This is a genomic window from Bradyrhizobium tropiciagri (assembly GCF_018130545.1).
Lineage (GTDB): Bacteria > Pseudomonadota > Alphaproteobacteria > Rhizobiales > Xanthobacteraceae > Bradyrhizobium > Bradyrhizobium tropiciagri_A.
The window spans coordinates 345,661-367,265 of the sequence record NZ_JAFCKF010000008.1 but is presented as its reverse complement, the minus strand read 5'-3'; the positions used below and the strand labels follow the sequence as shown (position 1 = coordinate 367,265).

Here is a 21,605-nt window from a genome sequence, read left to right as displayed (position 1 = left end):
GGCTCCCCATACCCTCCCGTATTCCGTTAATTGCCAACCCACACATTGCCGTAAGGATCGAAATCGTCCTTCGGCTTGTAGCCGGAATCGTGCAGGTTCCGCATATGCATCGCGTGGTCACTGACATCGCCGCTGAGACTGGCGTTGGCGTTGAGCACGGCAGGGCTCAGCGCGGTCCCCATCACGAGGTGGCGATGGTGAGTCCGGTGTCCTGCCGTTCGTGCATCAGCGAGGGCCGCTGTAGAGAGAGAAGCAACTGCGATCGAAACAAGAATGATTTTCGTCATGGTCAGCTCCTGTGAATTAACCAGCTGAGCTTTCAATCGCTTCCAGAAAATTCGCGCTCGCGCCGAATGTGAAAATCGCCACAGCCCGACGTCGATCACGATCGATCAGACTAGCAGACGAAGGCCATCGCTTCTTGGACCCCCGCGCACAGCGGGACGGAGGTCCATTCGCAAACCGCAAACACTCGTTGTGTGCCGCCGAGTTGGCGGCACAAAGTGAATAGTGGCTGACAAGCGCAACGCTCGTTGGCGTTCGCGCTGATGAGTCCCGGGTCGCGCTTCCGCCTTATCTCTTCCGAGCTTCGGCGAGACAGGTCGCAGCCCCGGGACGACCGTGGAGTTTGCGGCGCGCTCCCCTCACCTCGGCGTCAGCAAGATCGCCTCGGCGGTTGCTGCTTCCACGGCGCCGCGGCTGTAGAGCAGCGGCACATATTGGCCTGTCGCCCACAGCGGCGCGAGGTCGCGGTAGTGGCCGTTGAAGGGATCGCCGGATTGGCCTGGCGTGTTGATGGTGCGGCTCGCATCCCAATTGCCGACATCGAGCACCATGCGGAACGAGGCGCCCGCGGTGAGATGATAGTCGGAGCGGCGATAGGTGGCGGCGCGCGGCACGTTGGCGGCACCGCCATAGGCGAGCGGGCCGACCGACATCTGCGCCGCGGTCGCCTTGTCGGCGAGCGGCATCAGCGCGTGATCGAACTTCGCGACATGGAGGCGACCCCAACGCCAGGTCGAGGCATCGGGCCCGAGCTTGTCGGTGACGTCGGCGACGGCCGAACCGAGGCTGTCGCGCAGCACGCGGTCGCGTTCGCCCGAGGGATTGCTGCCGAGCGCGGCGTCGGGCTTTTCGAGATAGCCGACGATGGCGGAAATGCTCGAAGCCTCCGGCGCGATCAGCTCGGCTGCCTTCGGCACCGTGGTCTTGAGCAGCACCGGGCCGAGATGGTTGGCGATCCAGACCTCGTAGACCGCAGCCGCGGCGCTGTCCTCGGTGTCGCGGGCGTCCCATGCCTTGAGCAGATCGAGACCCTTCCTGACGTTGGCATCGTCAGACGTGAGCGGCTTCAGCAGCGCGACGAGGCGCCGCGCCAGCATGCCGGTGTCGTCGTTCTGCAGCGCCATTGCGTCCGCCAGCGTCACCTTGGTATTGGCCTGCAGCACCTCGGTGATACGCTGCCAGCGCGCGCTATCGGACCATTCGAAGCCGACCCGGCGCTCGTTGACCGGATAATCTGCCGGCAGGTTCATCTGGTTGGCGGTGGCGATGAAGCCCTGCTTCGGCTGGTAGAGCTTCGGCAACTCGTCGAGCGACAGAAAACCCTGCCACTCGTAGCGGCCGTCGCCGGGCACCGGCATCAGGCCGTCGAAGCTGGTACGGCGCGGCGTCTTGCCGGCGGCGACCCAGCCGATGTTGCCACTCACGTCAGCATAGACCTGGTTCTCCGACGGCGCGCCCCAGCGCCGCATCGCGCCGAGGAAGCCGTTCCAGCTTTTCGCGGTCATGTAGTCCGACGAGCCGAAATAGGCCGAGGTGCCCGGCTCGAACCAGATCGAGCGCACGGCGAAGGCGTGCTTCTTGTCGGCGTCGACGAAGATCACCGGACCGTGGCGGGTGAACTTCAGCTCGAAGTCGCGGTCGGCTTCGCCCTTGACCTGCTCCTTCTCGTGCACGATCCGCATGTCCTCCCAGCCGGTGCCGTAGCGGTACTGGTTCGGATTGTCGGGGTTGAGCTCGTAGACGTAGAGGTCTTCCTGGTCGACGTTGAAGATGGTGAGGCCGAAGGCGATGGTGTCGTTGTGGCCGATCGAGATGCCCGGCAGCGCCGGCTCGCCGGCGCCGATCACCGAGATGCCGGGCGCGTTGAGGCCGACGATGTAGCGCAACGACGGCACCGAGTGCTCGCGATGCGGATCGTTGGCGAGGATCGGGCGCCCAGTCGCGGTGCGCGAGGCCGCGATCACCCAGTTGTTGGAGCCGATGGTGTCGCGCTGCTGATCGGCCTCGGCAAGATACGTATCGGGATCATGCGCCAGCGCCGCCTTCTGGTCCTTCGGGCTTGCGAACTTGACCGGGCGGGTGGCGAGGTCGTAGGCCGCGAGCACGCCCTTCGGCACGCTGCACGGATCGAGGCCGTCCGGGATCTTCGTGGTCCAGTCCGGCTCCAGCTTGACGCGGAAGCGATCGGCATCGAGGCCGGCAGCGCAGGCCACCAGCGCGCGCTTCACCTCGGAGGCGACGTTGCGCGTCAGGCCATGGCTGCGGACGCGCACGACATCCTCAGCCGACCAGAGGTCCGGCTTCGTGCCCGCGATCCGAAACTCGATCGGCAGCGGACGCTTGCCCGCATTGACGTCGGCGACATAGGCGTTGACGCCGGCGACAAACGCCTCGGCATAGGTTTTCGCCTTCGGGCCATAGGCGGTCCATTCCGCGTTCATGTCGCCGCGATAGAGGAACAGGCGCAGCGCCTTGTCCTGCTCGGCATAAGCAGGGCCGAAGTCTTTCGCCAGCAGGCCGAGGCCGCGCTTGCGCCAGAGATCGATCTGCCAGAGCCGGTCGCGCGCGGCGTTGAAGCCCTGCAGGAAGAACAGGTCGTGCTCGTTGCCGGCATAGATGTGCGGGATGCCCCAGACATCGACCAGGATCTGGCCCGGCGCCTTCAGCCCGGCGACGTCGCTCTTGACCTCGCGCGCCGCGACCAGCGCGCTCGGCTTCTCGCGTGCGGCGGCGGGAGCTGCGAGCATCGCGGTGCAGAGTGCGGCGGTGAGTAGCTTGGTGACGCGGTTGAAATCCGTGTTCATGTTGTTCTCCGGTGGTTGTTGTTTTTAGTTGCGAGACTTGAGCCGGAATTTTCCTGCCCGCGCGCTACTCCCCCTCGTCGCTCGCCAGCACGCCCTTCACCGCGCGGGCCCAGCCGGCGAGCTTGCGATCGCGCGTCGCCTCGCTCATCGCCGGCCGGAAGCGATGCTCGAGCCGCCAATTGTCGGCGAATTTCGCGGGCTCCGGGTAGACGCCGGCCTCGAGACCGGCGAGATAGGCCGCGCCCAGCGCCGTCGTCTCCTGGATCATCGGGCGATCGACCGGCGCGTTGAGCAGATCGGCGAGCCGCTGCATGGTCCAGTCGGATGCGGTCATGCCGCCGTCGACGCGCAGCACGGTGTTGGCGGCATTCGCCTCCGGCCAGTCGGTGCGCATCGCGGCCCACAGATCGAAGGTCTGGTAGCAGACGCTCTCCAAGGTCGCATGCGCGAGCTCGGCCGGACCGGTGTTGCGGGTCAGCCCGAACAGCGCACCACGCACGCGCGGATTCCAGTACGGCGCGCCCATGCCGACGAAGGCCGGCACCAGATAGACGCTCTGCATCGAGTCGGATTTGTCGGCAAGCGGGCCGGTCTCGGCGGCGTGCTTGATGATGCCGAGCCCGTCGCGCAGCCACTGCACCGCAGAGCCGGCGACGAAGATCGAGCCTTCGAGCGCATAGGTGCGCTCACCGCCGAGCTGATAGGCGATGGTGGTCAGCAGCTTGTTCTTGGAGGCCACCGGCGTGGTGCCGGTGTTGAGCAGCGCGAAGCAGCCGGTGCCGTAGGTCGACTTCATCATGCCGGGCTCGAAGCAGGCCTGGCCGATGGTCGCGGCCTGCTGGTCGCCGGCGATGCCTGAGATCGCGATCGGGCCGCCGAACAGGTCCGCGGTGCTCTCGCCGAACCGGGCGGAGGAATCCTTCACCTCGGGGAGCATCGAGCGCGGCACGCGCAAGAGATTGATGAGGTCGTCGTCCCAGGCGCCGGTGTGGATGTTGAACAGCAGCGTGCGTGAGGCGTTGGTGGCGTCGGTCGCATGCACCCGGCCGCCGGTGAGCCGCCACAGCAGGTAGCAGTCGACGGTGCCGAACAAGAGCTCGCCGCGCTCGGCGCGTTCGCGCGCGCCGGGCACGTGGTCGAGGATCCAGGCAACCTTGGTGCCGGAGAAATAGGGATCGATGATCAGGCCCGTTTTCGCCGAGATCGCCGGCTCATGGCCCTCGGCCTTCAGCTTGGCGCAGATGTCGGCGGTGCGGCGGTCCTGCCAGACGATGGCGCGGTGCACGGCCTGGCCGGTGGCGCGGTCCCACACCACGGTGGTCTCGCGCTGGTTGGTGATGCCGATCGCGGCGATGTCTTTCGCCTTCAGGCCGGCCTTCTCCAGCGCCTCGCGGCACACCATCACGGTCGAGGTCCAGATGTCCTCCGGCTCATGCTCGACCCAGCCGGAGGCCGGGAAATGCTGCGGAAACTCCTGCTGCGCGACCGCGGCGATGGAAATGTCGCTGCGAAACACCATGGCGCGCGACGAAGTGGTGCCCTGATCAATGGCCAGCACGAAAGACATGAGCGTTTCCCTTGAGGCTTGGTAACAGGCGCCAAGGGAGCGGATTACCGCGGTGGCGTCAAGCTTGGGGTAACGCCGTTCGCGGCGAGGCTATCAATCCCGTCATCCTGAGGTGCGAGCGGAGCGAGCCTCGAAGGATGCACGGCCCGGCTAGTGGCCGTCGACCCTTCGAGGGCCGCTGAAGAAGCGGCCACCTCAGGGTGACGGTGATAGAGCTAACACACACGAGCGTAACAGAAGACCGCCCGATCACATCGGCCGATAGGTCCGCACGTCCGCCGGGACGTTGACGCCGATCTTGATCGCGCCGACCGAGCGGATGATGTCGTCGCCGAGCAGCTGGGCGAAGCAGGCATAGCCCCAGTCGTTCATGTGCAGGCCATCGGCGATGACGAAATCGTCGATCGGGATCGCCTGTTTCTCATGCCAGTCGCGCATCACCTCGAAGCGCGGGAAGATGCCGACATGGCGCAGCGCGGCGATGCGGCCGAGCAACTTCACCATGCCGCGCGCGCTCTCGGGACGCTCAGTGACACGCGGCGAATATTGCGGATCGACCAGCACGAGATCGGCACCGTCGGCCTGGATGCGCGCGACGCCGTCCTCGATCTCCTTGGCGGTCTCGGTGGGATCGAGGTTGCGCAGCACCGCATTGGTGCCGACCTGCCAGATCACCATGTCGGGATGCATGTCGATCACTTCGGTCTGCAGCCGCTTCATCATCTCGGGCGCGTCCTCGCCGCCCCTGCCGCGGTTGACCACGGTGATGTCGGCAGACGGGTATTGCCGGCGCAGCTGCGCAGCGAGGCGGTTCGGGTAGTTGAATTCCGGCGACGAGGACCCGTAGCCCTGGGTCGAGGACGAGCCGAACGCGATGATGACGACCGGCTTGCCGGCGGCGAGCTTGGCCGCGACGTGCGGCAGCGAGCCGGTGGTGTTCGGCACGCCGGTGGGTTGATGACAGGGCACGCGGTGGAAGATGTCCGAGGCCGACTTCGCGACCTGCTTCATCTTGTCGAACGCCTTGGCAGCGACGCCCGGTTGCTGACCAGAGGTATCGTCGGCGATCACGGCGGGCTTCGCGGAATCGGGCTTTGCGAGCTCAGCCTTGGCACCGGGCGACAGCGCCGCGTGCTGGTCGGCCTGGCCGGTCTGCGCGTGCGACAGCACGACCGCAAGCGGCGCGAGCAGCGCCAGCACTGCCGCGACGCACAGGCTCCGCGCTAGCGAAGCGCGAAAAGGGAAGGCAAAACGCTTCACAACTCTGCTTCCTCTAATTCTGCTGCACCGGGCCCAGATGGGCCGCATCGATCACGAATTTCGCAAGGGCACGGCCGAGACAGGCATGAACCTTCTTGGCCAGATCGACCCCATGCGAGGTGCTGAACAGGTCAAAATATCCGGCGTCGCTCCACTGCTTCATAATCGCGAACCGGTCGAACAGCGGAACGTCGTGCTGCTGCGCCACCACCTTCATGTTGTCGAGATATGGCGGTGCAGAGATCATCGTCTCCGTACGCGGGCTGTATTGCAGGTTGACCAGCACCACGTCGGTCCCGGCGCCCCGCAACGCAACAACGCCGTCGTTGATGGCGGTACGGAAATCGTCGGGATCGACTGCTCGCATAGCATCGACCGTTCCGGTCTGCCAGATAACCAAAGTAGGCTTTTTTGCTTCAACAAGCTTAACAAGGGTTCCTGCGGTCTCCTCCGCAGTGCTCTTTCCCTGTAATTCTACGGACAGATCGATCACAGCCGACGGAAATGCCTCTTTCAGCGCCGCCTGCATCGTCGCCGGATAGGCGCTCGCCTCGTTGCCCGGAATGGTCGAGGAACGGCTGCCGACGACGAGCACGCTCAGCGGCTGGTTGGCCTTCACCGCATCGGTGACCTTCGGCAGCAAGCTCTCGCTCGACAAGAGATAGGCGGGCACGTCGCAGGGCGGTGCCGGTGGTGCCGGCTCGGGGTTGTCGCCGGCGCGCGCGGGCGCCGCCGCCAAACAGGCGGCCAGCAGCAGCAGGCCCAGCGTCGTCCGCGCGGACTTCATGCTCCCCCTCCCGCCAGATCGGCGTTGCCGGCGGCACCTCTTTTCGAGGCGCCTTTGTCGGCGGAGTGCTTGTACCACGAGATAATCCACGCCATGCCGCACATGATGAGGATGCCGCAGACGCTGATCAAGGCGTGCAGTGCGGCACCGCCAGAGACTTCGGCAAGCACGAAGTGACCGGCAAAGGCAAGGAAAACCCCGAGACAGAATATCTCAAGCGAATGCTGGCCACACAGGATCAAAGGTCGCAGCCAGCGCGATTTCAAGCCCGGCCAATCCCGGGGCAGGAAGCGCACGGTGAGGGCTGCGAGCGCCAGGAAGTGCGCGAACCGCAACACGTCCAGGTCGGTCTTGTTGATCGGATACATCCATTGCTCGATGACCTTCGGCATGATGTGGCCGAGCTGCGGCACGTACCAGGTCAGCGTCACGAAGAACGCCGCGACCAGATAGACGATGCAGATCCACATCGTGATGTTCGACGACAGGATGCGCGACATCCGCCGCGCGCCGCCGAGCGCGCACCAGGCCCCGAACACGAACAGCAATTGCCAGGCGAACGGATTGAACGCCCAGAAGCCGTTCGGATAGGCCGAGAGATACAGGTCGAACTGCCATGTCAACGCGTAGAGCAAGACCGACAGGCCGAGCGTGACGTCGGGCTTCCACTTCATCAGCCACAGGATCAGCGGCAGGAACAGCATCAGCACGATATAAAGCGGCAGTACGTCCATATTGACCGGGCGGAAGCGCAGCAGCAGCGCCTGCACGATGGTGACGTCGGGCTGCTTGAGGAAATCCATGATCCCCATCTCTTCGCTATAGAGCGGGTTCTCGAACGAGGTCGCCACATAGGAGATCTCGGCCAGGAAGATCGTGAACAGGAAGACATGCGCGACATAGATCTGCCAGACCCGGCGCAGGATGCGCGCGGTCGCGATCACGAAGCCGCCCTCCAGCATCGCCCGGCCGTAGACGAAGGCCGCGGTGTAACCGGAGATGAAGATGAAGATCTCGGTGGCGTCGGAGAAGCCGTAATTGCGGATCGTCAGCCAGGTCAAAAGATTGGTCGGCAGGTGATCGATGAAGATCAGCCACAGCGCGAGCCCGCGGAACAGGTCGAGCCGGAGCTCGCGCTCGCCGGTCACCGGCAGCGTGATCGCGGGTGCGGCAACCTTCGCCTTGACCTCGCTCTTGGCCTCGGTTTTGGCGTCAGCCGCCGGCGAACCGGCTATGGGATCGGCAATCGAGCTCATCAAGCACCGTGTCGGCCGCGGACGCCCCGCCTGCCCAGCTGAAAAGATAATATCGGTCCGCGACTTGCTGAGAAAGCCTTGCCGACAAAGCGCGCGGCGACATGCCGCCGTGCTTTAGAGCGGAACTATGTTGAAACCGCGATGAACGGACGGCCCCAACTCCGGCTTTTCTCGGCCCCGGCTTTCAAGTCCTGCAGACGATTGGTTCCGGCTGACCAATTGGCTATGATAGGCACCTGTTTGCGCATCATCCGATCGAAAGCGGATCTTGCACTGAGACCCTTGGATTGAGCCGTATGTACCGCGCCGTTACCCGTCAGATCGAAGTCACCGTCGAACCCAACTTCATGCCGGAGCGCTCGTCGATCGACCGGCGCGAATATTTCTGGTCGTACAAGATCGTGATCGTCAATTCGGGAGCAGAAACGGTGCAGCTGCGGACGCGGCACTGGATCATCACCGACGCCACCGGCCGCCGCCAGGAGGTGCGTGGCGAGGGCGTGGTCGGCGAGCAGCCGGTGCTCGCGCCCGGCGAGCGCTTCGAATACACCTCCGGCGTGCCGCTGCCGACCGCCTCCGGCTTCATGACCGGCAGCTATCAGATGGTCACCGAGGGCGGCGAGCGTTTTGACATCGAGGTGCCGACGTTCTCGCTGGACAGCCCGAGCCCGGATGGGAAAAGGGTGCTGAACTGACGCGCACAATACGCGTCATCGCCGGGCCTGACCCGGCGATCCATCAAACGAAGTTTTCCTGAAGCGATGGATGGCCGGGTCGAGCCCGGCCATGACAGACCTGTTATTCGACGCCGGCTTCCTGTGGCGTGAACTCATACACCGACGAGCAGAACTCGCAGGTCACGACGACCTTGCCGTCCTTGACCATCTCGGCGCGATCGTTCGGCGCAAAACTCTTCAGCATCGAGGACACCGCATCGCGCGAACAGGAGCATTGCGCGCGCAGCGGTTGCGGGTTGAAGACGCGGACGCCGCGTTCGTGGAACAGGCGGTACAAGAGCCGCTCGCCGGAGAGGTCGGGATCGATCAGCTCGACATCCTCGACGGTCGAGATCAGCGACTGGCCCTCGACCCAGGCATCGTCGTCCGGCACGGAATGCGTGACCGTGCCCTCCGGCGCATCACCGGGATGCAGGTCGGCCTGCTTGGCCCGCTCGGGCGCCTTGGGCAGGAATTGCAGCAGGATGCCGCCGGCGCGCCAGTGCAGCTTGCCGCCCTCGCCGCCGCGCATCTCCTCGCCGACCGCAAGCCGCACCCGCGTCGGGATCTGCTCCGAGCGCAGGAAATATTCGTGCGCCGCCTCTTCGAGGCCGCCGCCGTCGAGCGCGACCAAGCCCTGGTAGCGGCTGGTGTTGGAGCCCTGATCGATCGTCATCGCAAGGTGGCCCTTGCCGAGCAGCTCGCCCGAGGTCTGCCCCGGCTTGAGCTGCGCCGCGTCGTAACGCGCATAGGCACGCAGCCGGTCGGGCGCCTGGAAATCGACGATCAGGAGCGACACCGGACCTTCGGTCCGGGTCTGCAGGATGAAGCGGCCCTCGAACTTGACGGACGAGCCAAGCAGCGTGGTCAGCACGATCGCCTCGCCGAGCAGCTTGCCCACCGCAGGCGGATAATCGTGCTTGTGCAGGATCTCGTCGAGCGCCGGGCCGAGCCGGGTCAGCCGGCCGCGCAGATCCAGCGCGCCGACCTCGAAGGCCAGCACGGCATCGTCGACAGGAACTGCTGACGGCGCGCGAACCGGCGCCTCGGTGGTGATTTTGATGTCGGGGGATTGTGAAACCATGGCGCTCTATCTGGGGTCTCGGACCGTGAAATAAAGGGGTTCACTCAACGAGCGATCGTCGTCCCGGCGAAGGCCGGGACCCATAACCACAGGACTTGTCGCAGCACAAGACGTCTCCCCTTGTGCCTTTTCATGGGCCACGGCGTATCGGTCCCGGCCTTCGCCGGGACGACGGCGTTAGTGGTTACGCGACTTCGTTAAAACACCAGGCCAGAATGCCCTTCTGCGCGTGCAGGCGGTTTTCCGCCTCGTCGAACACCACGGATTGCGGCCCGTCGATCACCTCGTCGGTGACCTCCTCGCCGCGATGCGCGGGCAGGCAGTGCATGAACAGGGCGTCCCGCTTGGCAAGCGACATCAGCTTGGCATTGACCTGATAGGGCCGCAGCACGTTGTGGCGGTGCTCGCCCTCCTTGTCGCCCATCGACACCCAGGTGTCGGTGACGACGCAGTCGGCGCCGCGCACGGCGGCTTCCGGATCGGTGCCGAGCATGATCGGGGCATTGGTCGCCTTGATCCAGTCGCGCATCGGCTTCTTCGGCGACAGCTCCGGCGGGGTCGCGACATTGAGCTGGAACTTGAACCGCTCGGCGGCATGCGCCCAGGACGCCAGCACGTTGTTGTCGTCGCCGGTCCAGGCCACCGTCTTGCCCTCGATCGAGCCGCGGTTTTCCTCGTAGGTCATGAGGTCCGCCATCACCTGGCAGGGATGCGAGCGCCGGGTCAGGCCGTTGATGACGGGAACGGTGGCGTGGGCGGCGAGCTCGAGCAGCGCGTCATGGTTGAGGATGCGGATCATGATCGCATCGACATAGCGCGACAGCACGCGCGCGGTGTCGGCGATGGTCTCGCCGCGACCAAGCTGCATCTCGGCGCCGGTCAGCATGATGGATTCACCGCCGAGCTGGCGCATGCCGACGTCGAACGACACCCGGGTGCGGGTCGACGGGCGCTCGAAGATCATCGCGAGCGTCTTGCCTTCGAGCGGCTTCTTGCCCTTCTCGTGCGCCTTCAGCTTCGCCTTCATGGCGGCGCCGGCTGAGAGCATGTTGCGCAGCTCGGCGAGCGGCAGTTCGTTGATGTCGAGGAAGTGACGGACAGGCTTGCTCATCACCCCGCCTTCTTAGGCTGTGCCGCCGACAGCGTCGCGCAGGCGCGCTCGAGCGCGGTGATCGACTGGTCGATCTCGGCCTCGGTGACGATCAGGGGCGCCAGGAACCGGACCACATTGTCGCCGGCACCGACGGTGAGCAGCTTCTCGTTGCGCAGCGTGGCGATCAGATCGCCCGACGGCACCACGGCCTTGACGCCGATCAGCAGCCCTTCGCCGCGCACTTCAGACAGCACCCCGGGATATCGGTCAACGACGGAGGCAAGCTTCTGCTTCAGCAGCAGCGACATCTTCTGCACATGCTCGAAGAAGCCGGGCTTCAGCATGACATCGAGCACGGCATTGGCGGCGGCGACCGCCAGCGGATTGCCGCCGAAGGTCGAACCGTGCGAGCCCGGCGCCATGCCGGCGGCAGCCTGCGCAGTCGCCAGCACCGCACCGATCGGGAAGCCGCCGCCGAGCGCCTTGGCCAGCGACATCACGTCCGGCGTCACGCCGGTGCGCTTGTAGGCGAACAGGTCACCGGTACGGCCCATGCCGGTCTGCACCTCGTCGAAGGCCAGCAGCAGGCCATGTTCGTCGCACAGCGCGCGCAGCGCCTTGAAGAACGCCTGCGGCGCCGAGCGCACGCCGCCCTCGCCCTGCACCGGCTCGATCAGGATGCCGGCGGTATGCGGGCCGATCGCCTTCTTCACCGCCTCGATGTCGCCATGCGGCACCTGGTCGAAGCCGTCCATCGGCGGGCCGAAGCCTTCGAGGTATTTCGCCGAGCCGGTCGCAGCCAGCGTACCCAGCGTGCGGCCGTGGAAGGCGCCTTCGAAGGTGATGATGCGGTAGCGCTCGGGATGGCCCTTGGAGAAGTGATAGTGGCGGACCAGCTTGATCACGCCCTCCATCGCTTCCGCGCCGGAATTGCAGAAGAACACGAAGTCGGCAAAGCTCTGCTGGCACAGCCGCGCGGCCAGCACCTCGCCGTCCGGGCTCTTGAACAGGTTGGACATGTGCCAGAGCTTGGTCGCCTGTTCCTGCAGCGCCTTCACCAGATGCGGATGCGCATGCCCGAGCGCGTTCACCGCGACTCCCGAGGTGAAATCGAGATAGCGGTCGCCGTTGGTTGCGATCAGCCAGGCGCCCTCACCGCGCTCGAAGCCGAGGTCGACCCTGGCGAAGACGGGGAGCAGATGCGACGAGGCATTGGTCATGGCGTTCACTGCCGGTTTGAAGCCGACAATTGCCGCGCGCCTTGACGCCAGCGCAGCAACGGCCAGCTTCGGAAAACAAAACGGCCGCCTTTGCGGGCGGCACGTGGGCAACATTCTATGCTGCGGCGGGTCCGTGTCAATCGCCAGGAGCCGGCCTTTGGCGGGCTTCCTGCGATGCGAAACGAGCGCAATCCGGAGCATTCCGGTGCGGTGGAAAAGCCTCACAACAATGCTTAACTTTGTGGGAACATGTGGACGCACGGCCGCGGACTCTTGCGCCTGAGTCACGCCATATTGTAGCGTTTGGCCTGTCGGGTACGACATCTCGTGCGGCAGTACTGGACCCTCTAAGTAGCCTTTGTGTCTCGCGTAAACGTTCGGGCGCAGCACCGCGCCCGGCGAGGGCTAAGGGATTCTGGCCGCAGGGATATTTGTCCAGATTTGGCTCGCAGCGCCGCTCCAATGACTGGCCGGCGCCATGCGAAAGGAAGAATGCGATGACGGTATTGACCTGGTCCGACGATCGCGTCGAGCAGCTGAAGAAGCTCTGGGAGTCTGGCCTTTCTGCCAGCCAGATCGCAGCGGAACTTGGCAATGTGACGCGAAACGCCGTGATCGGCAAAGTGCACCGGCTCGGCCTCTCCGGCCGCGCCAAGGCACCCTCCACGGCGGCGCCGCGGCAGCGCAAGGCGCGCCCCGCCCAGCACATGATGCGGGTGGCGCGGCCGGTCTCGCGCGGCAACACCGCGCTCGCGCATGCCTTCGAGGTCGAGATGGAGCCCGATCCGATCTCGTTCGACAATGTGGTGCCGATGAGCCAGCGGCTGTCGCTGCTCGAGCTCAACGAAGCGACCTGCCACTGGCCGGTCGGCGATCCCTCGAGCCCGGAATTCTTCTTCTGCGGCGGCAAGGCGCTCGCCGGCCTGCCCTATTGCGCACATCATTCGCGCGTCGCCTACCAGCCCGCCGCCGATCGGCGCCGGCCATCGGCGAAGCCACAGATCAAGTAGCACTCGGGAAAAACTAGCCTGGACTGCAAAAACAAATCCCCGCGGAAGCGGGGATTTTTTTGTGTGACGCGTAGCTCGCAATCATCCCCAGCGTCGTCCCGGCGAAGGCCGGGACCCATAACCACAAATGGGCGTTGTTAGAAAGCCGTCTGGCCGCTTGCCGATTACACTGGCCGCGGCGTATGGGTCCCGGCTCCCGTGCGCAATTGCGCACTAGGCCGGGACGACGCCGTGTTGTGGTGTGTGATCGCGACGCAGCCGTTACGGCTGCGGCTCGGCCTTGGCGAAGCGGTCGTCGAGCGCATAGCCGGCGCCGCGCACGGTGCGGATCGGATCCTGCTCGCGGCCTGGATTGAGCAGCTTGCGCAGGCGGCCGATATGCACGTCGACGGTGCGCTCATCGATGTAGATGTCGCGACCCCAGACGCTGTCGAGCAACTGCTCGCGGCTGAACACGCGGCCGGGATGCTCGAGGAAGAATTCGAGCAGCCGATACTCGGTCGGCCCGAGGTCGATCGGACGGCCGGAGCGCGCCACGCGGCGCTTCTCGCGGTCGAGCTCGATGTCGCCATAAGTCAGGACGGTGGCGAGCCGCTCCGGGCTGGCGCGGCGCAGCAGGCCCTTCACCCGCGCCAGCAATTCCGGCACCGAGAACGGCTTGACGATGTAGTCGTCGGCACCGGTGGCAAGCCCGCGCACGCGCTCGCTCTCCTCGCCGCGCGCGGTCAGCATGATGATCGGAAGCTGCTTGGTCTCGGGCCGCGCCCGCAGGCGGCGGCACAGCTCGATGCCGGACAGGCCCGGCAGCATCCAGTCGAGGACCACGAGGTCGGGAACGCGCTCCTTCAGGCGGGTATCGGCATCGTCGCCGCGTCCCACCGTTTCGACATCGTAGCCTTCGGCATCGAGGTTGTAGCGCAACAGCGTCGTCAGCGCTTCCTCGTCTTCGACTACCAGAATGCGTGCGCTCATCGGTCTAAGTTCTTTCTCTGTGGTGATCCGTTGCTCTGACGCAAACCGAAACGCCTGCTATCGTGCCCTTAGGTGCCCGGCACCGTGGTGGCAAAATTGGTCATGTCGCCCTTCGGGCGCTTGTCGGTGATCTGCTGGCCTTCGATCATGTAGAACACGGTCTCGGCGATGTTGGTGGCATGATCGCCGATCCGCTCGATGTTCTTGGCGCAGAACATCAGATGGATGCAGAACGAGATGTTGCGCGGATCTTCCATCATGTAGGTCAGCAGCTCGCGGAACAGCGAGGTGCAGATCGCATCGACCTCCTCGTCACCCTTCCAGACGTTCATCGCCGCCGGCAGATCGTGCGCAGCATAGGCGTCGAGCACCGACTTGACCTGCGACAGCACGAGATCGGTCATGTGCTCCAGGCCGCGGATCAGCTTCAGCGGCTGGAAATCGCTCTCCAGCGCTGCGACCCGCTTGCCCATATTCTTGGCGAGGTCGCCGATCCGCTCGAGGTCGGTGGCAACGCGCATCGCGCTGACGATCTCGCGCAAGTCGATCGCCATCGGCTGGCGGCGGGCGATCGTCAGCACCGCGCGCTCTTCGATAACGCGCTGCAGATTGTCGATCTCGATGTCGGCGGCGACCACGCGCTTGCCGAGCGCGACGTCGCGCCGGATCAGTGCGTCGACCGACTCGGTGATCATCCGCTCGACGAGGCCGCCCATCTCGGCGACCAGGCGGGTCAATTCCTGCAGGTCGCTGTCGAATGCCTTGGCGGTATGTTCAGAAGCCATCGTCCCTCTCCTCAGCCGAACCGGCCGGTGATGTAGTCCTGAGTCCGTCGATCGCTCGGCGAGGTGAAGATCTTGTTGGTGTCGTCAAACTCGATCAGTTCGCCGAGATACATGAAGGCGGTCTTGTCGGAGACGCGCGCCGCCTGCTGCATGTTGTGGGTGACGATCGCGATCGTGTAGTCCTCGGAGAGCTCCTGGATCAGCTCCTCGACCTTGGCGGTCGAGATCGGATCGAGCGCCGAGCACGGCTCGTCGAACAGGATCACTTCGGGACGCACTGCGACGGTGCGCGCGATGCACAGGCGCTGCTGCTGGCCACCGGACAGCGACAGGCCGGAGGCGTTCAGCTTGTCCTTGACCTCGTTCCACAGTGCGCCGCCGCGCAGTGCCTTCTCGACCCGGTCGTCCATCTCGGACTTCGAGATCTTCTCGTAGAGGCGGATACCGAAGGCGATATTCTCGTAGATCGTCATCGGGAACGGCGTCGGCTTCTGGAACACCATGCCGACCCGCGCGCGGAGCAGATTGAGGTCGAGCTTGGGATCGAGGATGTTGGTCTGGTCCAGCATCAGCTGGCCGACCGCGCGCTGGCCCGGATAGAGGTCGTACATCCGGTTGAAGATGCGCAGCAGGGTCGACTTGCCGCAGCCCGACGGGCCGATGAACGCCGTGACGCGGTTGGTACCCAGCGTCAGGTTGATGTTCTTCAGCGCGTGGTGCTCGCCGTAATAGAAGTTGAGGTTGCGCACCGTGACTTTCGGCGGCGCTTCCGGAAGCGGAACCTGGGGAACGTGGCCCGCGACAGTCGTGGAGACGGAAAGCTCGGTCATTTTGCGGCCCTTTCGGCACCAAGGATACGCGCGCCGATATTCAACGCGAGCACGGTGAAGGTGATGAGCAGCGCGCCGCTCCACGCCAGTTCTTTCCAGTAGGCGTAGGGGCTCTGCACGAAGTTGTTGATGGTCACCGGCAGGTTGGCCATCGTCTTGGTCAAGTCCCAGCTGAAGAACTGGTTCGACAGCGCGGTAAACAGCAGCGGCGCGGTTTCGCCGGCGACACGCGCGGTCGCCAGCAGCACGCCGGTGATCAGCCCCGATCGCGCGGCACGATAAGCGATCCGCTTGATCACCAGCGAACGCGGCAGGCCGAGCGCGGAGGCCGCCTCGCGCAGCGGATTGGGCACCAGCAGCAGCATGTCCTCGGTGGTGCGCAACACGACCGGGATCACGATCACGGCGAGCGCGAGCGCGCCGGCAATCGCCGAGAAGCCGCGCATCGGCACCACCACCGCACCGTAGATGAACAGGCCGATGATGATCGACGGCGCGCTGAGCAGGATGTCGTTGATGAAGCGGATCACCGAGGTGAGCTTGTCGTGCTTGCCGTATTCGGCGAGGTAGGTGCCGGCAAACAGGCCGAGCGGCGCGCCGATGCCGACGCCGATCACCGTCATGATCACCGAGCCGACGATGGCGTTGAGCAGGCCGCCATCGGTCGAGCCAGGCGGCGGCGTGTTCTGGGTGAACAGCTGCACGCTGAGGCCGGCAAGGCCGTTGTAGAGCAGCGTGAACAGGATCAGCGCCAGCCAGGTGACGCCGAACAGCGCGGCGCCTACGCAAAGTGCGCGGATGACGATGTCGCTGCGACGGCGGGATCTGTAAATCGGGTTCATGGCGTCACTTCCCCGCCTTCTTCTCGAGCCGCATCAGCATCAGCCGCGCGCCGGCCAGCACGAAGAAGGTCAGCACGAACAGCAAGAGGCCGAGCAGGATCAGGCCGGACTGGTGCAGGCCGTCGCTCTCGGCGAATTCGGACGCGATCGCGGCCGAGATCGTGGTGCCCGGCGCGAAGATCGACGACGAGATGCGGAACGAGTTGCCGATGATGAAGGTCACCGCCATGGTCTCGCCGAGCGCGCGGCCGAGCGCCAGCATGATGCCGCCGATCACGCCGACCCTTGTGTAGGGGATCACGACGTTGCGGACGACTTCCCAGGTGGTGCAGCCCATGCCGTAGGCGGCTTCCTTGAGCACCGACGGTACGGTCTTGAACACGTCGACCGAGATCGCGGTGATGAAGGGCAGCACCATGATGGCGAGGATCAGCGCCGCGTTGAACAGGCTGAGATAGGACGGCGGGCCGGCGAACACCGCGCCCAGCACCGGAACACCTTCGAAGATCCGGATCATGAACGGCTGGAAGGTGTTGGCCAGGAACGGGCCCAGCACGAAGAAGCCCCACATGCCGTAGATGATGGAGGGGATGCCGGCGAGCAGCTCGATGGCGATGCCGATGGGGCGGCGCAGCATCTGCGGGCACAGCTCGGTGAGGAACACGGCGATGCCGATGCCGACCGGGATCGCGATCAGCATGGCGATGATCGAGGTGATCAGCGTGCCGTAGATCGGGCCGAGCGCGCCGAGCACCGGCGGATCGGCTGAGGGCGCCCAGCGCTGGGTCCAGAGGAAGGCGAAGCCGTATTCCTTCATCGCCGGCCAGGCGCCGACGATCAGCGACAGGATGATGCCGCCGAGGATCAAGAGGACCGAGATCGCCGAGACGCGGGTGATCCAATAGAAGGTGAGATCACCGAGCTTGAAGGCACTGAGGGCCTTGGCGCGATCGTAAGGTCCCGCGGCTTCCATCACATCGCCCTGAACAGCCATGTCTGCCACGCCAATTCCCTCTTTACTATGTGAAAGCCACGCAAACCGCTACGCCCCGAAGCGATCCTCAGTGACGCCTGTGACCGGGCGCCGTTCCGGCCGCGCCTGCCGGAGGCGCGAACCCCGGGTCCCTCCCGCGCTTGTTGCCGCGGTGATTGGATGGAGCCCGGATTTAGTCGCTTAACGTCTTGATCGTTCAACCTGTGCCGCCTTGAGAGGCGGCACAGGCGTTGTTCGATGCGTCGGACTTAGCTCTTGATGTCCGAGGACCAGGTCTTCTCGATCAGCTTGACGACCGAGTCCGGCATCGGGATGTAGTCGAGCTCTTCGGCCGCCTTGCCACCCTTCTCGAAGGCGTACTTGAAGAACTTGATCGCTTCCTGCGAGGCCGCCTTGTCGGTCGAATCCTTGTGCATCAGGATGAAGGTCGCCGCGGTGATCGGCCAGGAGGCTTCGCCCGGCTGGTCGGTCAGGATCACGTAGTAGCCGGGAGCCTTGGACCAGTCGGCATTCGAGGCGGCAGCCTGGAAGGCGGCGATGGTCGGCTGCACGGTCTTGCCGGCCTTGTTGACCAGCGCGGTGTAGGTCAGCTTGTTCTGCTTGGCGTAGGCGTATTCGACGTAGCCGATCGCGTTCTTGGTCTGGCTGATGTTGCCGGCAACGCCTTCGTTGCCCTTGGCGCCAACGCCGACCGGCCACTCGACCGCGGTGCCGGAACCGACCTTGGACTTCCAGTCGGCGTTCGACTTGGAGAGGTAGTCGGTGAAGTTGAAGGTGGTGCCCGAACCATCCGAACGGCGCACGACGGTGATCGCGTCGGCCGGCAGGGTCAGCTTCGGATTGAGCTTGGCGATCGCCGCGTCATTCCACTTGGTGATCTTGCCGAGATAGATGTCGCCGAGCACTTCGCCCGAGAGCACGAGATCGCCCGACTTGATGCCTTCGACGTTCACGACCGGAACGATCGCGCCCATCACCATCGGCCACTGGACGAGGCCGTCCTTCTCGAGCTGCTCGGCCTTGAGCGGCGCGTCGGTGGCGCCGAAGGTCACGGTCTTGGCCTGGATCTGCTTGATGCCGGCGCCCGAACCGATCGACTGATAGTTCAGGCCATTGCCGGTGTCCTTCTTGTAGGCGTCAGCCCACTTGGAATAGATCGGGAACGGAAACGTCGCGCCCGCGCCGGTAATATCGGCAGCGAAGGCCGACGTCGAAGCGGCCACCATGCCGGCAACGACGATTGCTTTGATGAAATTCATGGGGTGGTCTCCATCTTGTGAGCGAAGCGCCGAATGCGCCCGATCGCGCTCACGCCGGTCCATCTAGGAGCGGTCGGTGCTGCTTTTACGAAGGTTGGATGACAGTTGGATGACAGAGCTAAGCGACTGAAAACGCTCAGCTATGGGTCGGCAACGGGGTCTTCGGCCGGGGAAAACAGGCGGTAAAAGTCGCGCCATTGTTCGGCACGCTCTCGATCACAAGACGCCCGCGATGACGGTTAAGAATATGTTTCACCAGCGATAATCCGAGGCCCGTTCCGCCCTGGTTCCGGCTGTCGCCGACGTCCACCCGGTAGAACCGCTCGGTCAGCCGCGGCAGGTGCTCCGGCGCGATGCCAGGGCCGAAATCCCGTACCATGACACGGATTTCGGGGGTCCCCTCGCCCGATGCGCCCGAAACGGCCTGATTGAGCGACACTATGACGCGCCCCCCGGAGGCGCCGTATTTGAGGGCGTTCTCGATCAGGTTCTCGAACAGGCGCAGCAGTTCCTCGCGGTCGCCGGCGATCGTGACCGGGGTCTGGGGCAGGTCGACGTCGATCTCGACCTGGCGCTCGCTGGCCAGCGCCTCGAGCCCGTCGGCCACCTGGCGGATGATCGGCACGATGTCGATCGAGGCCTCGGGCCGCACATGGGCCGACAGCTCGACCCGCGACAGCGACAACAGATCGTCGATCAGGCGGGCCATGCGGGTGGCCTGGGTGTGCATGATGCCGAGGAAGCGTTCGCGCGCTCGCGCGTCCTCGCGCGCCGGCCCCTGCAGCGTGTCGATGAAGCCGGACAGCGCGGCGAGCGGGGTACGCAGCTCGTGGCTGGCATTGGCGACGAAGTCGGCACGCATCTCCTCGACCCGGCGCAGCGGCGTCAGATCGTGGAACGTCATCAGCATGCACTTCTCGGTGCCGCCGAACTGGGTCGGCACCGGCACCGGCGTGATCACCAATTCCATCCAGCGATCGACCGGGACGTGGTCGGTGTAGGTGGCGCGGCGCGGCTCGGTGGTCGCGATCGCCTCGCGCAGCGCGGTGATAATCTCCGGCGAACGCAGGGCAAATTGCGCCAGTTCGTTCCGCCTCAGCGCCGGCGCTAGCTCGGCCGCGGCGGCGTTGAGATGGATGACGCGGCCGGCGCGATCGAGCAGCACGGCGGGGTCCGGCATGCCGGCGACGACGGCGCTGACGGCGGCGGCCTCCACCGGATTGACGCCGCGGACATCCTCGCGCGAGGTCCCGGCATCATGCAGCCGCCACGGCACCAGCGCTGCGGCCGCGATGCAGACAAACACCGCGCAGGCACGCACCAGCGACAATTCGCCGAGCGCGACCACCACGCTCAGCGCCAGCGCGGCGGCAAGCAGGATCAGCGCAGAATGGCGCAGCCGGTCGGGCCAGGGCGAGAAGATGGATTGCGGCGTATCGTCAATTGCCATCGCGGCGGCTTTCATCCCGTCGGTTCATGTCTCCCCCAGGCGCGGTCATAACGACCTTCCCTCGGGAGGCATCGGGCCGCTTCGTCAGACGCCGGAGTCACCACGCTTACGGACCAGAACCGCCTCATGATGCGGCTCGGCGCGGGGACCCGAATCAGCCTGCGGCAGCCGTTTGAGTCGGGCGCCGACGATAACCTCCCGAAACGTCAGCAAGATTACAGATATGACGAACGGCGCAATATAGTAGAGCAGGCGGAACAGCAGCATACCGCCGAGCAGGTCCTCGCGGTCCATCTGCCACAGGCCGACCAGCATGGCGGCATCGAACACCCCGAGCCCGCCGGGGGAGTGGCTGGCGAAGCCGAGCAGGGTCGCCGACACGAAGATGACCGCGACCACGACGAAGCCGAGATTGGGCTCATCCGGCACCAGCACGTACATCGCCAGCGCACAGAAGCCGAGGTCGACGATGCCGATCGCGATCTGCAGCAGCGTCAACGGACCGCCCGGCAGGGTCACCGTCCAGGGACCGCGGCCGACCACCCGCGGCTGGGTCCAGACCCAGACCACATAGGCGACCAGCGCGATGATGATCGCAAACGCCAGCACCCTGTTGAGCCAAGGCGGGAGCTGGTCGATGTTGGCGGCAGCCTCCGGATGATAGGCGATGCCGAGTCCAAGCACCGCGGCATTGCCGAGCCAGAAAGTAAGCCCGGCGAGAAAGCAGATCTTGGCGACGTCGATCGCGTTCAGTCCGCAGGCCGAATAGATCCGGTAGCGCACCGCGCCGCCGGTGAAGACGCTGGCGCCGACATTGTGGCCGATCGAATAGGAGGTGAACGCTGCGAGCGCGTTGACGCGGTAGGGCACGTGGGAGTGACCGATCGCGCGCACCGCGAACAGGTCGTAGAAGGTCAGCGTGAAATAGCCCGCTGCGACGAACAGTCCTGCCAGCGCGATTTGCCGCGGCTCGGTGCTCTTTATGGCCTCGAGCACCTCGTTGGTGTCGATGCCGCGCAGCATGTGATAGAGGACGTAGCAGGCGATGCCGATGACGGCGATGCTGATGACAACACCCAGCCGATGCAGGATTTGCTTCTGGCGCAGAAACGCCATCGCCCTGCCTGTTGCTTCCAGCATCTAGACCTCGAATTGCGATCCCGCGACGACGGCACCCGGGCGAACTCCGCCGGCGCTTCGCTGTACCCCGCCCCGTGTAGCGCGTTTTAGACCGGAGTGGAATTCGTCAAAAGACAATAAAACGCGCATCTTCAAGATATTAGGGATGATTCATGACAGCGGATGCACAAATATGCGCGTTTCTCGCCACCTTCGACAAGCCTGACGTGCAACGTGCGGCAGTTAGCCCAGTGAACGGCCCGCAGGGCCAT

19 protein-coding genes are annotated in these 21,605 nt (G+C 65.0%); 2 read left to right on the top strand and 17 right to left on the bottom strand.

The features are described from left to right. Nucleotides 1-26 precede the first annotated feature (26 nt). From JQ616_RS31650 to JQ616_RS31625, 6 genes are all read right to left on the bottom strand, one after another. Nucleotides 27-287 carry a hypothetical protein gene (locus tag JQ616_RS31650; protein ID WP_212021537.1) on the bottom strand — a complete coding sequence of 87 codons (261 nt, stop codon included), beginning with the start codon at nucleotides 285-287 and terminating at the stop codon, nucleotides 27-29. 357 nt (nucleotides 288-644) lie between these two features. Next, nucleotides 645-3,089 (bottom strand): penicillin acylase family protein, encoded by a 2,445-nt coding sequence (locus JQ616_RS31645; protein WP_212021535.1) that lies wholly within the window; start codon nucleotides 3,087-3,089, stop codon nucleotides 645-647. 64 nt (nucleotides 3,090-3,153) lie between these two features. Further along, a complete protein-coding gene (gene glpK / locus JQ616_RS31640; RefSeq protein ID WP_212021533.1) occupies nucleotides 3,154-4,656 on the bottom strand; it encodes a glycerol kinase GlpK in 1,503 nt (500 codons plus the stop codon). A 249-nt stretch (nucleotides 4,657-4,905) separates the two neighbouring features. Beyond that, nucleotides 4,906-5,916 carry an SGNH/GDSL hydrolase family protein gene (locus JQ616_RS31635; RefSeq protein ID WP_349630074.1) on the bottom strand — a complete coding sequence of 337 codons (1,011 nt, stop codon included), beginning with the start codon at nucleotides 5,914-5,916 and terminating at the stop codon, nucleotides 4,906-4,908. Nucleotides 5,917-5,929: 13 nt separating this feature from the next. After that, a complete protein-coding gene (locus JQ616_RS31630; RefSeq protein ID WP_212021523.1) occupies nucleotides 5,930-6,703 on the bottom strand; it encodes an SGNH/GDSL hydrolase family protein in 774 nt (257 codons plus the stop codon). Next, nucleotides 6,700-7,959 carry an OpgC domain-containing protein gene (locus JQ616_RS31625; RefSeq protein WP_212021521.1) on the bottom strand — a complete coding sequence of 420 codons (1,260 nt, stop codon included), beginning with the start codon at nucleotides 7,957-7,959 and terminating at the stop codon, nucleotides 6,700-6,702. Before JQ616_RS31625 ends, JQ616_RS31630 begins: the two co-directional genes overlap by 4 nt. Nucleotides 7,960-8,255: 296 nt before the next feature. On the opposite strand from JQ616_RS31625, the gene apaG reads away from it, so the two are divergent. After that, on the top strand, nucleotides 8,256-8,654 hold the full coding sequence (gene apaG, locus JQ616_RS31620) for a Co2+/Mg2+ efflux protein ApaG (RefSeq protein ID WP_212021519.1): 399 nt from the start codon (nucleotides 8,256-8,258) through the stop codon (nucleotides 8,652-8,654). A gap of 103 nt (nucleotides 8,655-8,757) precedes the next feature. Here the strand turns inward: apaG and JQ616_RS31615 are convergent, their stop codons facing one another. From JQ616_RS31615 to JQ616_RS31605, 3 genes are all read right to left on the bottom strand, one after another. Next, nucleotides 8,758-9,759 (bottom strand): Hsp33 family molecular chaperone, encoded by a 1,002-nt coding sequence (locus tag JQ616_RS31615; protein WP_212021518.1) that lies wholly within the window; start codon nucleotides 9,757-9,759, stop codon nucleotides 8,758-8,760. 184 nt (nucleotides 9,760-9,943) lie between these two features. Continuing rightward, the gene (gene argF, locus JQ616_RS31610) at nucleotides 9,944-10,870 is read right to left on the bottom strand and encodes an ornithine carbamoyltransferase (protein WP_212021517.1); all 927 of its coding nucleotides are present in this window, start codon (nucleotides 10,868-10,870) and stop codon (nucleotides 9,944-9,946) included. Further along, entirely contained in the window at nucleotides 10,870-12,072 is a 1,203-nt protein-coding gene (locus tag JQ616_RS31605; protein ID WP_212021515.1) for an aspartate aminotransferase family protein, read from the bottom strand. The genes argF and JQ616_RS31605 overlap by 1 nt, the downstream gene beginning before the upstream one ends. Nucleotides 12,073-12,569: 497 nt before the next feature. On the opposite strand from JQ616_RS31605, the gene JQ616_RS31600 reads away from it, so the two are divergent. Continuing rightward, a complete protein-coding gene (locus JQ616_RS31600; RefSeq protein WP_021076557.1) occupies nucleotides 12,570-13,082 on the top strand; it encodes a GcrA family cell cycle regulator in 513 nt (170 codons plus the stop codon). A gap of 261 nt (nucleotides 13,083-13,343) precedes the next feature. Here JQ616_RS31600 and phoB read toward each other — a convergent pair whose 3' ends face one another. The 8 genes from phoB to JQ616_RS31560 form a co-directional block, all read right to left on the bottom strand. Next, a complete protein-coding gene (phoB, locus tag JQ616_RS31595; RefSeq protein WP_016844067.1) occupies nucleotides 13,344-14,054 on the bottom strand; it encodes a phosphate regulon transcriptional regulator PhoB in 711 nt (236 codons plus the stop codon). Between the two features lie 68 nt (nucleotides 14,055-14,122). Next, nucleotides 14,123-14,839: a phosphate signaling complex protein PhoU gene (gene phoU / locus JQ616_RS31590; protein ID WP_050403109.1), complete on the bottom strand. Its 717-nt coding sequence runs from the start codon at nucleotides 14,837-14,839 to the stop codon at nucleotides 14,123-14,125. An 11-nt stretch (nucleotides 14,840-14,850) separates the two neighbouring features. Next, nucleotides 14,851-15,669, bottom strand: coding sequence for a phosphate ABC transporter ATP-binding protein PstB (gene pstB, locus JQ616_RS31585; protein ID WP_212021514.1), 819 nt, complete (start codon nucleotides 15,667-15,669; stop codon nucleotides 14,851-14,853). Next, nucleotides 15,666-16,511 (bottom strand): phosphate ABC transporter permease PstA, encoded by an 846-nt coding sequence (pstA, locus tag JQ616_RS31580; RefSeq protein WP_212021513.1) that lies wholly within the window; start codon nucleotides 16,509-16,511, stop codon nucleotides 15,666-15,668. The genes pstB and pstA overlap by 4 nt, the downstream gene beginning before the upstream one ends. Before the next feature lie 4 nt (nucleotides 16,512-16,515). Beyond that, a complete protein-coding gene (gene pstC / locus JQ616_RS31575; protein ID WP_212021512.1) occupies nucleotides 16,516-17,505 on the bottom strand; it encodes a phosphate ABC transporter permease subunit PstC in 990 nt (329 codons plus the stop codon). A 248-nt stretch (nucleotides 17,506-17,753) separates the two neighbouring features. Continuing rightward, a complete protein-coding gene (gene pstS, locus JQ616_RS31570; RefSeq protein WP_212021511.1) occupies nucleotides 17,754-18,764 on the bottom strand; it encodes a phosphate ABC transporter substrate-binding protein PstS in 1,011 nt (336 codons plus the stop codon). Nucleotides 18,765-18,900: 136 nt separating this feature from the next. Beyond that, a complete protein-coding gene (locus JQ616_RS31565; RefSeq protein WP_212021510.1) occupies nucleotides 18,901-20,214 on the bottom strand; it encodes an ATP-binding protein in 1,314 nt (437 codons plus the stop codon). Between the two features lie 84 nt (nucleotides 20,215-20,298). Further along, nucleotides 20,299-21,354 (bottom strand): lysylphosphatidylglycerol synthase domain-containing protein, encoded by a 1,056-nt coding sequence (locus tag JQ616_RS31560; RefSeq protein ID WP_249137505.1) that lies wholly within the window; start codon nucleotides 21,352-21,354, stop codon nucleotides 20,299-20,301. Nucleotides 21,355-21,605 lie beyond the last annotated feature (251 nt).